A 15,342-nucleotide genomic window follows, 5' to 3' on the forward strand; every position below is an offset into this window, starting at 1 on the left:
GGTGCATTGGTCAGCTCATAGCTGTAGTCGAGCGTGATGGTGCCGTCATCGGCCTGGCTGTAGCCGTTGAGGGTCAGCTCGCCGTACTGCGTGGAGAGGGTTTGTGAATCGCTGCCCAGCGCTTCCACCTGAGCCTTGCTCAGCGAGAGCGTGGCCGGGTCACCGTTCTCGTCGGTGTAACCCAGCGTCACGGCACCCGTATCCTGCAGGCCATCCGGGGCCTTGAGGGTAAAGCTGGACGCAACTCGGATGTCGTCGGCGTTCGGGTTGGAACCATCCGCCAGGCCACTTTCGAACACCACCTGGTCATTGATGTTGCCATCCGGCTCGGTGCTGCCATGGTCGTTCGGCACATCGACGGTCACGCCGTCGTCGCTGCCATCGATGGTGATGGTCAGGGTGGCGTCATCGGCATCGCTATCGCCATCGGTCAGCGTATAGGTGAACGCTTCCTCCAGCGTGTCACCCTCGCTCAGTCCCTGGACCTCCAGGTTATCGTTATCCAGCGCATAGCTGTAGCTGCCATCTGCCTCGAGGGTCAGGGTACCGTACTCGCCTTCGATCACCAGGGTGCCGTCGGTGTCGGTGGCACTGTTGCCGGGGACATTGGTGCTTTCCACCGCGGTGACCGTGGCGCCATCGGCGCCTTCGGTATCGGTGACATCGCCATCGGAGGCACCACTGTCGCCCAGCACATTGCCGGTCGTGGTCGTCGCCGAGTCCTCGGTGACGCTATTGGCGTCGTCCTCGGCCACTGGCGCGTCGTCGACGATCTGGATATTCAGATCGCCGTTGTCGGTCGAGCCATCCTCATCGGTGGCCGTGACGGTAAAGCTGTCCATCAGGTTATCGACGTCTTCCTCCGGCGCGTTGGTCAGGAGGTAGTCATAGTCGAGGGTGATGGTGCCGTCATCGGCCTGGCTATAGCCGTTAAGGGTCAGCTCGCCATACTGGGTGCTCAGGCTCTGCGGCGTATCGCCCAGCGCTTCCACCTCGGCCTTGCTCAGCGAGAGCGTGGCCGACTCGCCATTCTCGTCGGTGTAAGCCAGCGTCACCGCGCCCGTTTCCTGCAAGCCATCCAGGGCGGTCAGGGTAAAGCTCGACTCGACCCGGGTATCGGCGGTGTTCGGCTCAGAGCCATCGGACAGACCACTCTCGAACACCACCTGGTCATTGATGTTGCCATCCGGCTCAGTACTGCCATGCTCGTTGGGCACATCGACGGTCACGCCATCGTCGCTGCCGTCGATGGTGATGGTCAGGGTGGCGTCGTCAGCATCGGTATCGCCGTCGGTCAGCGTATAGGTGAACGCCTCGGTCAGCGTGTCATCGTCGCCCAGGCCCTGGACCTCCAGGTTGGTATTGTCCAGCGCGTAGGTATAGCTGCCATCGGCCTCGAGCGTCAGCGTGCCGTATTCACCGTCGATCGTCAGGGTGCCACCGGTCTCATCGGCATCGTTGGCGGGCACATTGGTGCTTTCCACCGCCGTCACCGTGGCACCATCGGCGCCTTCGGTATCGGCAACATCGCCATCGGACGCACCACTGTCACCCAGCACATTGCCGCTGGTCTCGACGCTGCTGGCAGTATCATCGCCTTCGGTGACGCTATTGGTGTCGTCCTTGGCCGTCGGCGCATCGTCGACGATCTTGATATTCAGGTCACCGCTGTCGGTCGAGCCATCCTCGTCGTTGGCCGTGACGGCGATGCTGTCCAGCAGGTCCTCGACGTCCTCGCTCGGCGCATTGGTCAGCTCATAGCTGTAGTCGAGGGTGATGGTGCCGTCATCGGCCTGGCTGTAGCCGTTGAGGGTCAGCTCGCCGTACTGGGTGGTCAGGCTCTGCGGGGTATCGCCCAGCGCTTCCACCTGAGCCTTGCTCAGCGAGAGCGTGGCCGACTCGCCATTTTCATCGGTGTAATCCAACGTCACCGCGCCCGCTTCCTGCAGGCCATCCAGAGCGGTCAGGGTAAAGCTCGACTCGACCTTGGTGTCGTTTTCATTCGGCGCGGAGCCGTTCGGCAGGCCACTCTCGAACACCACCTGATCGCCGATCTCGCCATCCGGCGTGGTGCTGTCATGCTCGTTGGGCACATTGACGGTCACGCCATCGTCGCTGCCGTCGATGGTGATCGTCAGGGTGGCGTCGTCCGCGTCGTTGTCGCCATCGGTCAGCGTATAGGTGAACGCTTCCTCCAGCGTCTCGCCGTCGCTCAGTCCCTGAACGTCCAGGTTGGTATTGTCCAGCGTATAGCTGTAGCTGCCATCGGCGTCGAGCGTCAGGGTGCCGTACTCGCCCTCGATCACCAGGGTATCGGTGCCGCTGGCACTGTTGCCGGAGACATTGACACTTTCGGCCGCCGTCACCGTGGCACCGTCGGCGCCCTCGGTATCTTCGGCATCGCCAGGCGAGGCATCACCACCACCGATCACATTGCCGCTGGTCTCGACGCTGCTGGCAGTATCGTCGCCTTCGGTAACGCTATTGGTGTCATCCTCGGCGGTCGGCGCGTCATCGACGATCTGGATATTCAGGTCGCCGCTGTCGGTTGAACCATCCTCATCGGTGGCCATGACCGTGACGCTGTCCATCAGGTCGTCGACGTCTTCCTCCGGCGCATTGGTCAGGAGGTAGTCATAGTCGAGGGTAATGGTGCCGTCATCGGCCTGGCTGTAGCCGTTGAGGGTCAGCTCGCCGTACTGCGTGGAGAGGGTTTGTGAATCGCTGCCCAGCGCTTCCACCTCGGCCTTGCTCAGCGAGAGCGTGGCCGACTCGCCATTCTCGTCGGTGTAACCCAGCGTCACCGCCCCCGTTTCCTGCAGACCATCCAGGGCGGTCAGGGTAAAGCTGGCCTCGACCCGGGTATCGTCGGCGTTCGGGTTGGAGCCGTCCGCCAGACCACTTTCGAACACCACCTGATCGCCGATCTCACCGTCCGGGGTGGTGGCGTCATGGTCGTTCGGCACATTGACGGTCACCCCGTCGTCGCTGCCATCGATGGTAATGGTCAGGGTGGCATCGTCCTGATCGGTATCGCCATCGGTCAGCGTATAAGTGAACGCTTCCTCCAGCGTGTCACCCTCGCTGAGTCCCTGGACCTCCAGATTGGTATTGTCCAGCGCGTAGGTATAGCTGCCATCGGCATTAAGCGTCAGGGTGCCGTACTCGCCCTCGATCACCAGGGTATCGGTGCCGGTGGCACTGTTGTCGGGAACGTTGGTGCTTTCCACCGCCGTGACCGTGGCGCCATCGGCGCCTTCGGTATCGGCAACATCGCCATCGGACGCACCACTGTCACCCAGCACATTGCCGCTGGTCTCGACAATGCTGGCAGTATCATCACCTTCGGTGACGCTATTGGTGTCATCCTCGGCGGTCGGCGCGTCATCGACGATCTGGATATTCAGGTCGCCGCTGTCGGTCGAGCCGTCCTCGTCGGTGGCCATCACGGTGACGTTGTCCATCAGGTTATCGACGTCTTCCTCCGGCGCCTTGGTCAGGAGGTAGTCATAGTCGAGAGTGATGGTGCCGTCGTCGGCCTGGCTGTAGCCGTTGAGGGTCAGTTCGCCGTACTGCGTAGAGAGGGTTTGCGAATCGCTGCCCAGCGCTTCCACCTCGGCCTTGCTCAGCGAGAGCGTGGCCGGATCGCCATTCTCGTCGGTGTAATCCAGCGTCACCGCGCCCGTTTCCTGCAGGCCATCCAGAGCGGTCAGGGTAAAGCTCGACTCGACCTTGGTGTCATTTTCATTCAGCGCGGAGCCATCGGAAAGGCCACTCTCGAACACCACCTGATCGCCGATCTCACCGTCCGGGGTGGTGCTGCCATGCTCGTTGGGCACATTGACGGTCACCCCGTCGTCGCTGCCATCGATGGTAATGGTCAGGGTGGCGTCGTCTGAATCGGTATCGCCATCGGTCAGCGTATAGGTGAACGCTTCCTCCAGCGTCTCGCCGTCGCTGAGTCCCTGGACCTCCAGATTGGTATTGTCCAGCGCGTAGATGTAGCTGCCATCCGCCTCAAGCGTCAGGGTGCCGTACTCGCCCTCTATCACCAGGGGACCGCTACCGCTGGCACTGTTGCCGGAGACATTGACACTTTCGGCCGCCGTGACCGTGGCACCATCGGCGCCCTCGGTATCGGCGACATCACCAGTGGACGCCGTATCACCACCGATCACATTGCCGCTGGTCTCGACGGTGCTGGCGGTATCGTCGCCTTCGGTGACGCTATTGGTGTCATCCTCGGCCGTCGGCGCATCGTCGACGATCTTGATGTTCAGATCGCCGCTGTCGGTCGAGCCGTCCTCATCGGTGGCCGTGACCGTGACGCTGTCCATCAGGTCGTCGACGTCCGCGTCCGGCGCATTGGTCAGGAGGTAGTCATAGTCGAGGGTAATGGTGCCGTCATCGGCCTGGCTGTAGCCGTTGAGGGTCAGCTCGCCGTACTGCGTGGAGAGGGTTTGTGAATCGCTGCCCAGCGCTTCCACCTCGGCCTTGCTCAGCGAGAGCGTGGCCGACTCGCCATTTTCATCGGTGTAATCCAACGTCACCGCGCCCGCTTCCTGCAGGCCATCCAGAGCGGTCAGGGTAAAGCTCGACTCGACCTTGGTATCGTTTTCATTCGTCGCGGAACCATCCGCCAGCCCACTTTCGAACACCACCTGGTCGGCGATATTGCCATCCGGCGTGGTGCTGCCATGCTCGTTGGGCACATCGACGGCAACATCCCAGTCGATCGGCTTACTGTCATCGTCGCTGTCGCTGTTGCCGACCGGATCGGTGATCTTGGCGGTCACGCTGACATCGGGATCGCCCGGTTCAACCGGCACCTCGACGCTGACGCCGTTGTCCAGGTCGTCCTGGGTGACTTCGCGCTCGTCGAGGACATTGCCGTCCTTGTCGGTCACGACCAGGGTGTCGCCGACCTCGGTGCCGTCTTCCAGGGTGACCTGGGCGATAACACTGCCGTCGTCGCCGATCTCGTCCTGGTTGTAGGTGCCATCGTCGCCGGCGCCCTGCAGCTCGACGCTGACCGCCGGCGGCACGTTGTCGATCGGCTTCTGGTCATCGTCGCTGCTGGAGTTGCCGGCCGGATCGGTGACCGTGGCGGACACACTGGTCTCGGGATCGCCCGGTTCGACCGGCACCTCGACGCTGACGCCGTTGTCCAGATCGTCCTGGGTGACTTCACGCTCGTCGAGGACATTACCGTCCTTATCAGTCACGACCAGGGTGTCGCCGACCTCGGTGCCGTCTTCCAGGGTGACCTGGGCGGTAACACTGCCGTCGTCGCCGATCTCGTCCTGGCTGTAGGTGCCGTCGTCACCGCTGCCGGTCAGCTCGACGCTGACCGCCGGCGGCACGTTGTCGATCGGCTTCTGGTCATCATCGCTGGCGGTATTGCCCGTCGGGTCGGTGACCGTGGCGGACACACTGGTCTCGGGATCGCCCGGTTCAACCGGCACCTCGACGCTGACGCCGTTGTCCAGGTCGTCCTGGGTGACTTCGCGCTCGTCGAGGACATTGCCGTCCTTGTCGGTCACGACCAGGGTGTCGCCAACTTCGGTGCCGTCTTCCAGAGTGACCTGGGCAGTCACGGTGCCGTCGTCGCCGATCTCGTCCTGGTTGTAGATGCCGTCATCACCGCTGCCGGTCAGCTCGACACTGACCGCCGGCGGCACGTTGTCAATCGGCTTTTGGTCATCGTCGCTGCTGGCATTGCCCGCCGGGTCGGTAACCTCGGCGGTCACGCTAACGTCGGGATCGCCCGGTTCGACCGGCACCTCGACGCTGACGCCGTTGTCCAGATCGTCCTGGGTGACTTCGCGCTCATCGAGGACATTGCCGTCCTTGTCGGTCACGACCAGGGTGTCGCCAACTTCGGTGCCGTCTTCCAGGGTGACCTGGGCGGTAACACTGCCGTCGTCGCCGATCTCGTCCTGATTGTAGGTGCCGTCGTCACCACTGCCGGTCAGCTCGACGCTGACCGCCGGCGAGGTGTCGTCACTCTCCTCGATGGGCTTGCGATCCGTATCGCCACCACCGCGGCCCGCTTCGTCCGTCACCGAAGCATGCACGCCGACCTCGGTATCCCCCGGTTCGACCGGCACCTCGACAGTCACGCCATTATCCAGATCCTCCTGCGTGACAGGCCGATCGATCAGCACATTGCCATGACCGTCGGTCACCACTAGCTGGTCGCCTGGTTCGGTATTGCTGTTCAGGGTGACTCGGGCCGTCACGCTGCCATCGCTACCGATCTCGTCCTGGTTGTAGATACCGTCATCACCGGCACCGAGCAGCTCGACGCGCGCTGCGGGCGTCTCGTCCAGCGTCCGTGATGAGGTAGCACTATCCTCATCCTCTTCGTTGTCATCCTGCGCACCACCTCGACGCGTCTCGAGCCAATCGCCCATCTCGAGTCCGTACTGGTATTCCAGCGGATCGACAGGCTCCTCGATACGGTTCACGCGGACGAAAGTCTGGCCTTCATGAATCGTGGGGGTGGAACCGTGCCTGTCGCTCGGGCCGCTGTTCTCACCTGCCGTCGAATTATTCTGAGGGTTCTGGTCAGCACTAGAAGGACTTGCATCGCCATCCCGAGAGTCCTCGGACGACTCCTCGTCCCCCGGCGCTTCGGGACGATCATCATCATCGGCCGCCATCAGGGATTCAGGACGCAACTCCGCCCCGGGAGGAACCTGCACCGGCTCTCCACTAGCCGGCGCCAATACGAGCGAGGCATTGTCGGCGGTCACGACGGTCTCGTCCGACGCGATGACGTCACCCCGCTCAAGTTCTCGAAGGTTACCGTTCTCGTCGCGAACCCAGGCTTGACCTGAAAGCTCGACCACCGTCATGTCACTCATAAGCCACCTCGCTGATTGTGTCTTGCCTTACCGCCTTGCATGTGCAGAAAGGCCTTCATCCTTGTCGAACCCGACACTCGGGCCGTCGAAACTGTTAGCGCTCACCCAGGGCATTGCCCCACGCCCGCAGAATGGGCTTGAGCAGGTACTGCATGACCGTTCGCTTGCCGGTCAGAATGTCCACCTGGGCCGTCATCCCCGGCATCACGTCCAGGTCGGAGACCGTCTCGGTGTCCTCTTTCGTACGCACCTTGACCAGATAGAAGGTGTTGTCGTCCTTGTCCGTGATGGTATCGGCGCTGATGTTCGACAACTCGGCCTCCAACCCGCCGTAGATTGCAAAGTCGTAGGCCGTGAGCTTGATCGTGGCCGGCTGGCCGGGCTTCAGGAAGGCGATGTCCTGCGGGGCGATGCGCGCCTCCACCAGCAGGGTGTCATCGGTCGGCACGATATCGACGACTTCCTCTCCCGGCTTGGCCACGCCGCCCAGGGTATTGATGGCCAGCCGTTGCACGATGCCATCCACCGGCGAGCGCACTTCGGCCATTTGCACCCGGTCCTGCAGGCCACTGCTGGCCTCGTTGAGGGCCGCCAGTTCACCGAGTGTCGTCGAGAGCTCCACGCCCCAGTCGTTACGTGCCTGCAACCTGGCTTCGCGCAGCTCCCCCTGAGCTTCCTCGATCGCCGATTTCAGGCGCTCCACCTGAGCGGCGGCCTGCTCGCGTTCGCCCCGCGCCTGGGACACTTCTCGCTCCAGGCGCAGGACCTCGACCTCCGATACCGCCCCCGACTGCAGCAGCGGCCGCGTCAAGCGCAATTCTTCGCTGGCCATGCCCAGCTCCCGGCTGGCCGTGTCACGCCGAGACTGCGCCTCTTCCAGCTCGGCGCGACGCTGGGCGAGACGGTCTTCAAGAATCGCCTCCTTCTCCTCCAGCGCCTCGCGGCCCCGCTGATAGAGCTCCTGCTCACGTTCCACCACCTGGGGCGCCTTTTCCCTCAGTTCAGCCGAAGGCGTGAACGCGGAGCCGGTCGACAGCGCCCTGAGGCGTTCCGCCTTGGCTTCCAGCGACTGCGCCGAGGCGCGGTTTTCCTGCAGGTTGGAAAGAAATCGCGTGGGGTCGATGCGCATCAGCAATTGCCCCTTCTCGACCTTGTCGCCCTCCTCGACCAGGATTTCCTGCACGACCCCGCCGTCGAAGGACTCCACCTTCTGCAGCTGACTGGAAGGAATGACGCGGCCCGTTCCCCGCGTAACTTCATCGATGGGCGCGAAACAGGCCCAGACGATCAACGCCACAATGACCAGCACGACGAGATACAGCAGCAACCGAGCGCGCATCGGCTCCTGCTGCATGCGTGCCCAATCGGCGTCGCTGGCCCAATCGCGATTCAAATGAGATGACGTGACGCGGCGTGCGAAGAGCCGATCGATGAACGGACGAAATGGCCTTCCGCCGGCACGCGAGACATGCCCCACCGCTTCGAATCCCTGTTGTTCCGCGGTTTTCTTCGAGGTCATCGCACAGCCCTCCCGATTCGTCCTTCACGCAGGGCCTTCAAGATATTCTCGGGAGGACCGTCCGCCATCACGCGACCGGCATCCATGACCACGATACGGTCCACCAGTGACAACAAGGAGGTTCGGTGAGTGACGAGGACCAGTGTCTTGCCCTCGCTATAAGCCTGCAGACGCGATTTCAAGGTTTCCTCGCTGGCATGATCCATGGCGCTCGAGGGCTCATCCAGCAGCAGGATGCTCGGATCGTGAACGACGGCACGGGCAATGGCCACCGCCTGACGTTGTCCGCCCGAGAGCATCTGTCCGCCTTCCCCCACGGAAAGATCCAGCCCCTGGGGATTCGCATTGACCAGCTCCTCGAGCCCGCTGATGCGAATGGCACGCAGGAGGTCATCGTCATCGACGCCATCGCTACCCGCGCCGGCCAGGATGTTGTCTTTCAGACTGCCGTAGAACAGTCGCACGTCCTGCGGCACATGACCGATATGGCGACGCAACTGGAGCGGATCGAACTGACGGATGTCGACACCATCGACCATCACCGCCCCCTCGGTCGGCTGATAGAGTCCCAGCAACAGCTTCTGCAACGTGGTCTTGCCGCATCCCACACGCCCCAGCAGGGCCACCTTTTCACCGGGTTTCAAGGTGAGCGACACACCGTTGAGGCTGTCCTGCTCGGCCCCCGGGTAACGGAACGACAGTTTGTCGAAGCGCACCTTGCCCTGAACCACGGGCCGGTCGATGAAGGCCTTGTCATCCGGCCGCTCCTCGGGCTGTGCCATTAACTCATCGAGTGATGACAGGGCCGTGGCGGACTGATGATACTGCGACAGCAGTGCCGCCGCCTGGCTGACCGGCGCCAGGGCCCGAGTGGTCAGCATGTAGGCCGCAATCAGCCCGCCCTGGGTCAGGTTGCCATCGATGATCAGGTAGACGCCGATGATGATGACGCAGACCGACGCCGTCTGTTGCGTCCATTGCGCGACGCTGGTGACGGAGGTGCCAATCATGCGTAGCTGGGCAGTGGTACGTGCCAGGAAGGCCGTGGCCTTCTCCCAGGTATCCTGAACCCGGCTTTCTCCCCGCAGGGACTTGACGGTTTCCAGCTGGGAGACCGATTCGACCAGGGTCGCGTTGCGCTGCGCGCTGACACGCTGGGACGTTTCGGAAAGGTCGTGCAATTTGCTCTGGGCGGCCAGGGCATACAGCAGAATCACCACGACCGCCACCACCAGTGGAATCACCAGGGCAGGACCGATGATTGCCACGATGGCCAGGAACAGCAGCACGAACGGCAGGTCGACCAGCGCCACGACGGTCGCCGAGCCGATGAAAGCGCGCACCGACTCGAAAGACTGCAGAGTCGAAACGAAGGACCCCGTCGACGGCGGGCGTGCCTCGAGGCGCAGCCCCATTACCTTGGACATGAGCGCTGACGATAGCTTCACATCCGCGCGACTGGCCGCCAGATCGACGAAGCTGCTCCGCACCAGGCGCATGCCCAGGTCGAAGCACAGCACCACGAAAATGCCCACCGCCAGCACCCAGAGCGTCTCGGTCGCATGATTGGGCACCACGCGGTCATAGATATTGAGCACGAACAGCGGCATGGCGAGTGCAAAGAGGTTGATCATCACCGAGCCGAGCACCACATCTCGATACAGGCGCCGATTCTCGCGGATCACGCTCCAGAACCAGTTCCGCCCCTTGCGATGCTTGACCTGCTCGCTGCGCGCATCGAAGCGAAAGCGCGGCCGAACGTAAATGGCCTGTCCGCTGTAACGCGCCGTCAGCACTTCCAGATCGACCCGTGTTTCGGCTTCGCCCAGCTCGGGAAACACTACGCGCGCCGTGCCCGACTCGAGATCCAGATCCACAACCACGCAGGACCGACCGGGCTCAAGCAACAAGACGGCGGGGAGCAGAGAGCGGTTGAGTTGAGTCAGCCGACACTTGACGATCTTTGCCGTCATCCCGGCGCGAGTAGCCGCGCGCGCGAAGACACTCGGCGTCAGGCGTCCTGCCTCATCGAGTGGCAAGCCGGCGACGAGCGATGTGGCATTGGTTTCATGGCCATGCGCCCGCGCGACCGTCAGCAAGGATTCGAGCAGTTCATCGCGCACCGCCGATTCGGCATGCGACGCCTGTTCACTCTCCAGTTCCGTGTCTGACAAGAAGTACTCCTTGATGCATCGCCTGGCCCATCCTTTTCTTTTCTCGGCCGGCGGTAGCCCCCCCAGGTGCGGAAACGGCCTGAGGGAGCGGCAACGGTTCAGAAAACTTAGCCCTTTCGCCCCCTTATGTCTGCGCACCGGCCTGGACCGGAGCATCACATTCCGTCACACGGCAAGAACCATACGGGGGACAACAGGAAAGACCCGGGATCGGCGCATGAGCCATTTTCACCGGGTCATCATTATCGACGCCGCCTCACCTAGTAGGAAGCCGAGGCGCTTGTCAGCTCATCCAGGGTATACTGCCGAGCGCCTTCCGCCGGGCAGACGGTGTCGGGATCGATCTCGACGCCATCGCTGCCCAGATCGGCCAGGGTCGGCATCTTGTCGCGGCGCACGTCGAGCACCTGCAGCAGCTTGCCCATGGAGGCCAAGGTACGGGCATCGGCCAGCATCACGTCATACTCGGCGTTGACGTAGGCGCGGCTGGCTTCAAAATGTTCATTCTCGATGTCGAGCAGGTCGAGCAGCGAGCGCTGACCAATATCGAACTGCTGACGGTAGGCACCCCGCACCCGGTCGGTAGACTGGCGATGCTCGTTCAGATAGTCCAGCTGATCCCGCAGGCGCTGGGTGTCGTTGTAGGCAATCTGCGTCGTCTGGCGCACATCCACGCAAGCCTTGCGACGCAGGCTGACGGCCTGCTCGACACGCTCACTGGCGGCGCGGAAGGAGGCCAGGTCACTGCCGCCGCGATAGAGATTCATGCTGGCGACCAGCTCGACACTACTGCGTGACTCGTGACCACCGCCGATATAGCTGCCACTGGCGTCGCTGCCCTTGTAGGTACCGGTACGCGCCACCAGTTCGAGCTGTGGATGAAAGCCCGATTCACTCGCATCCCGCTCGGCCCGCTTGGCGGCAATGTCCTCGATCGCCGCATGGAAATCCGGATTACCTTCATAGGCCATCGTCAGTGCCCGGGAAACATCGGACGGAAGCTGTGCTTCGAAGGACGGCGCCTCGGCCAGCGAGGCCGGCGGCAGGCCGCCGATCAGACGTTGATACCGTGCCGACACATCATGCAGGTTGGATGCCTCGGTCAGCAGATTGGATTCGGCCAGCGCCAGGCGGCCCTGGATCTGCTGCAGATCAACGCCACGGCCGGCACCGGAGCGGGTCCGCTCCTCGATCTGTTCGTAGACGCGCTGGTGCTGCTGATAGTTGCTGCGAGCCAGTTCCACCAGTTCACGTCGACGCTGCACGTCGAGATAGGCGCGAGTGGCTTCCAGCGCCGTATTCTCGCTGGCTCCCAGCAGCTCGTAATAACGCACCAGCTCGGCACGACTCAGGTTCTCCACCTGACTACTGGTCGCGAAACCATCATAGATCATCTGTCGCAGGGACAGCTCGGCGTAGTCGGTGTCATAACTGCCCTGAAAATCGTTCTCGCGATCCTCGATCCCCACACCGGCAGTCACATCGACTTGCGGCAAGTAACCGCCGCGAGCGACATCGACATCATGGCCAGCCGCCTGGAATCCATTCCAGGCCGCTTGAACTTCGGGATTCGTCGTGATGGCCCGTTCCACTACCGCCTTGAGATTCGAAGAACCCGGTGATGCGGTATCAGGAGGCAAAGCGTCCTGGGCAGCGACGGGAAGGGGAAACAGTAGAGCGGTAGAACCAAGAAAAGCGACTCGTTTCCAGCATTTCGATACCCGGAAAGCGAGGATACGGCGACAGTTGGCGTTCATCGTTGATGCCTATCCCTTTGCGATGCGTGTGCGAATGACAAAATCGCGAGCGTTTAGCGATAAAAACGCGGCGACGGGGAATCCTGAGTCACTCGCCAAGTTGCCGACCAACCAGCGGGACTCCTTTATTTCACCGGGCTGGAAGATAGCAGAAATGTTAACTAATGCAACTCTGCTTATTTTAAAAACATTATCAACCCAATAGACTCAATCTATTACAGCTGACCTGAAAACCTTTAATTAACGAAAAGTTTACATCGTCATTTCTGCACAATTCCACGCAGAGCCCGTAGTTACGGCGATATAGGTCCGACTGAGCAATAAAAAATAGCAAGCTAATAAAATATGCCATGATGCGCAGATATGCCACGAAAGGAGAAGTGTCACAGAATCAAAATGTTAACATTTGTTAACAGCAATGCAGGGAACACTTCTTCTCTCGACTCTCCCTCAATGCCGCGAAGAAGAATGTGCCATCGCCCTTGTCGAACCAGTTTCGACGTTTAAACAATTTCATGCACCGATGGATCACAACTCACTGGCCATGCACAAGTTTTGTCGATAAGCTGGCTCTGCGCAGACAAGCCAATCGTGTGGAGCACCAGTCTCCCCATACTCGCTTCCGGCTTTCTGATGAGAGTCAATATTCGAGGTGACGACACATGACCCGCATTCTGAAGTTCTCAGCATTGTTCCTTGGCGCTCCTCTCCTGTTGAGTGGTTGCCTCTCCGATTACCCGCAGTTCCAGACGGTCGATCAGTCTCAACTCTGTATCGCCACCACCGACGAACAGGCCATGGAATGTCCGGAAGGCGAACTCTTCATGGCTCGACTGACACAGCCGAACCGGGATATCCGTGCCTTCAATTCCTTGAATACCGCCGCCCTCTACTGTGATACCAACTACCCCATCTTCGAGAACGATGCCGGCGTCATGTGTGTCATGACCCACCAGCGCGTCGACATGCTTACGGGCAGTGATTCTGCCGCCACGGGGATGGAAGCGGAACAACAGGGTCAGCAGGACACCTCCCAGGACGAACAGGCGACCGATGCCGACAGCCAGTAGCCCCACACCCCGGTGTCAATTCGGGGCCAGAGTGATACCTTCATGACATGGCGCCGGGCAATGCCCGGCGCCATGTGCTTTACAATGCAGACTCGATTCACGGTACATGTCTCCCGAGGGCTCACCATGAAATGGAAACTGGCCTTGATCAGCCTCGTCGGCCTCCATGCATCCCTGGCCATGGCGAACTACGAGAAAGGCGTCGACGAATATCAGCGCGGCAATTTCGCCTCCGCCATCTATGAATGGCGTCAGTCTGCCGAGCAAGGGGATGCCCCCTCTCAGTTCCGTCTGGCCGAAATGTATGCTCGTGGCCAGGGTACCCGCCAGAATCCCGAAAAAGCCCGGAAGTGGTATCGACTGGCCGCTGACGGCGGTCATGTCCCCGCGCAGATGAAGCTTGCCGAACAGTATCTGGCCGACAATGGCGACAGTGCCGACCCCGGCATGGCGGCCCGTTGGTACCAGCAAGCTGCGGAACAAGGAGAAGCCAAGGCCCAGTTTCAGCTCGCCCTGCTCTACCTGGAAGGCAAGGGCGTCGAACAGAACGATGCCGAGGCCGCCAAGTGGCTCGAGGCCGCCGCCAAGCAGGATGTCGTCGCGGCCCAGAACAACCTCGGCTCTTTCTACGAAAATGGCCGCGGCGTGGAACAGGACCACGCCGAGGCCATCAAATGGTATCGTCAGGCGGCCCAGGCCGGCGACGCCTATGCCCAGAACAATCTCGGTGCCATGTATGCCCAGGGCAAGGGAGTGGATAGCAACCATGCCTGGGCGGTCTTCTGGTTCGCGATGTCGGCACAGCAAGGCAATGACGTCGCCGCCGAGAACATCGCATCAAGCCTCGAGCATCTACAGGCCAAGGACGTGCGGGTCGAGACCGCCAACATTCGTGCCGGCAACTCCACCGACCACGATATCATCGCTAAGGTCCGGCAAGGCGACACCCTGCGCATCCTGGGCAGCTCCGATGGCTGGAGCCAGGTCTACCTGCCGCAACAGGGAGGGCTCGGCTGGGTTTCCTCCAGCCTGCTGGAGTAACGACGCACCTGCGAACATAAAAAAACCCGTGGGTTCCGACACCCTGTCAGATACCCACGGGAGATATCGAAACAGCAGGCAAACTCAGCGCTGCTCGCCGCTCACCTCGATATCCACACGCCGATTGGGTCGCAGGCACTCCTTCAGCCCCGGCGTACTTCGATTCCCTTCGCAACGCCTCACCGGCTGACGTTCACCGACACCACGACTCTGGATCGTCATCGGCGCGATGCCCTGGCTCACCAAGGCGGAACGGACCGTGGCAGCACGCCGCTCGGACAAGGCCTGATTGTAGGCATCGCTGCCCAGCCGGTCCGTGTGGCCCACGACCATGACCTCGGAGTCGACGAAGTCGTCACGTATACGCCCGGCCAGATCGGCGACCTGCCGTTGCCCCTCCTGCGATAACTTGGCGCTATCGAAATCGAACAGCGTATCGGCGGACAGCGTCATCCGTGTCGGCTCGTCTTCCCGAGGCTCGAGCAAGGCGGCACAATGCGACTCACGCCAATGCAGGCTCTCGGCCAGCATCTCATCATCGAACTGCACCTGGTACTGGCAGGTCATGTAGCCACCATCCCCCGTGGGAAGATGGAAGATATAGTTCCACTCACGCACACCGAACAGGCCCTCGGAAAAATGCGGTCGCCCGAGCAGATCATAGATCTGATCCTTGGAGACCCCCGCCTGCATCTTGCGCAAATTTTCGACATTGACGTAGGTTCCCTCCCCGAGCCAGGCATCGCCTGGCTCGGGAAACGTCACGTTGTCCTCGGCTCCAGCGGGAGGCGAGGCTTCTACCTCGCCCTTCTGGTCGCTGGTGGCGCACCCCGATAACGCCAGGGACATCATGCCGACGACTCCGATCGCCAGTATCGTTGTGCAACAGCGTTTATGTTCCATGATCGATCT

8 protein-coding genes are annotated in these 15,342 nt (G+C 61.6%); 3 read left to right on the forward strand and 5 right to left on the reverse strand.

What is annotated here, in order from left to right:
- The 4 genes from LU493_RS14520 to LU493_RS14535 form a co-directional block, all read right to left on the reverse strand.
- Positions 1-6,869 (reverse strand): VCBS domain-containing protein (locus LU493_RS14520; RefSeq protein WP_275288508.1); only part of this gene is annotated, 6,869 nt, incomplete at its 3' end.
- Between the two features lie 94 nt (positions 6,870-6,963).
- The gene (locus LU493_RS14525; protein ID WP_275288509.1) at positions 6,964-8,388 is read right to left on the reverse strand and encodes an HlyD family type I secretion periplasmic adaptor subunit; all 1,425 of its coding nucleotides are present in this window, start codon (positions 8,386-8,388) and stop codon (positions 6,964-6,966) included.
- On the reverse strand, positions 8,385-10,562 hold the full coding sequence (locus LU493_RS14530; protein WP_275288510.1) for a type I secretion system permease/ATPase: 2,178 nt from the start codon (positions 10,560-10,562) through the stop codon (positions 8,385-8,387). The genes LU493_RS14525 and LU493_RS14530 overlap by 4 nt, the downstream gene beginning before the upstream one ends.
- Before the next feature lie 260 nt (positions 10,563-10,822).
- Complete coding sequence (locus LU493_RS14535; protein WP_275288511.1) at positions 10,823-12,154, reverse strand: TolC family outer membrane protein; 1,332 nt, start codon at positions 12,152-12,154, stop codon at positions 10,823-10,825.
- On the opposite strand from LU493_RS14535, the gene LU493_RS14540 reads away from it, so the two are divergent.
- The 3 genes from LU493_RS14540 to LU493_RS14550 all read left to right on the forward strand — a co-directional run bounded on the left by LU493_RS14540 (position 12,141) and on the right by LU493_RS14550 (position 14,430).
- Positions 12,141-12,524, forward strand: coding sequence for a hypothetical protein (locus LU493_RS14540; protein ID WP_275288512.1), 384 nt, complete (start codon positions 12,141-12,143; stop codon positions 12,522-12,524). The genes LU493_RS14535 and LU493_RS14540 overlap by 14 nt on opposite strands.
- Positions 12,525-12,981: 457 nt before the next feature.
- On the forward strand, positions 12,982-13,389 hold the full coding sequence (locus LU493_RS14545; protein WP_275288513.1) for a hypothetical protein: 408 nt from the start codon (positions 12,982-12,984) through the stop codon (positions 13,387-13,389).
- 126 nt (positions 13,390-13,515) lie between these two features.
- Complete coding sequence (locus LU493_RS14550) at positions 13,516-14,430, forward strand: SH3 domain-containing protein (RefSeq protein WP_275288514.1); 915 nt, start codon at positions 13,516-13,518, stop codon at positions 14,428-14,430.
- Positions 14,431-14,514: 84 nt separating this feature from the next.
- Here the strand turns inward: LU493_RS14550 and LU493_RS14555 are convergent, their stop codons facing one another.
- Positions 14,515-15,333 carry an OmpA family protein gene (locus LU493_RS14555; RefSeq protein WP_275288515.1) on the reverse strand — a complete coding sequence of 273 codons (819 nt, stop codon included), beginning with the start codon at positions 15,331-15,333 and terminating at the stop codon, positions 14,515-14,517.
- Positions 15,334-15,342 lie beyond the last annotated feature (9 nt).

It is taken from the genome of Halomonas elongata (genome assembly GCF_029081005.1).
GTDB lineage: Bacteria > Pseudomonadota > Gammaproteobacteria > Pseudomonadales > Halomonadaceae > Halomonas > Halomonas elongata_B.

Bases quoted from the DNA above. Each gene is read 5' to 3' on its own strand.
- LU493_RS14545 (WP_275288513.1), top strand. From the start codon at position 12,982: ATGACCCGCATTCTGAAGTTCTCAGCATTGTTCCTTGGCGCTCCTCTC.
- LU493_RS14540 (WP_275288512.1), top strand. From the start codon at position 12,141: ATGGCCCGTTCCACTACCGCCTTGAGATTCGAAGAACCCGGTGATGCG.
- LU493_RS14550 (WP_275288514.1), top strand. From the start codon at position 13,516: ATGAAATGGAAACTGGCCTTGATCAGCCTCGTCGGCCTCCATGCATCC.
- LU493_RS14525 (WP_275288509.1), bottom strand. From the start codon at position 8,388: ATGACCTCGAAGAAAACCGCGGAACAACAGGGATTCGAAGCGGTGGGG.
- LU493_RS14555 (WP_275288515.1), bottom strand. From the start codon at position 15,333: ATGGAACATAAACGCTGTTGCACAACGATACTGGCGATCGGAGTCGTC.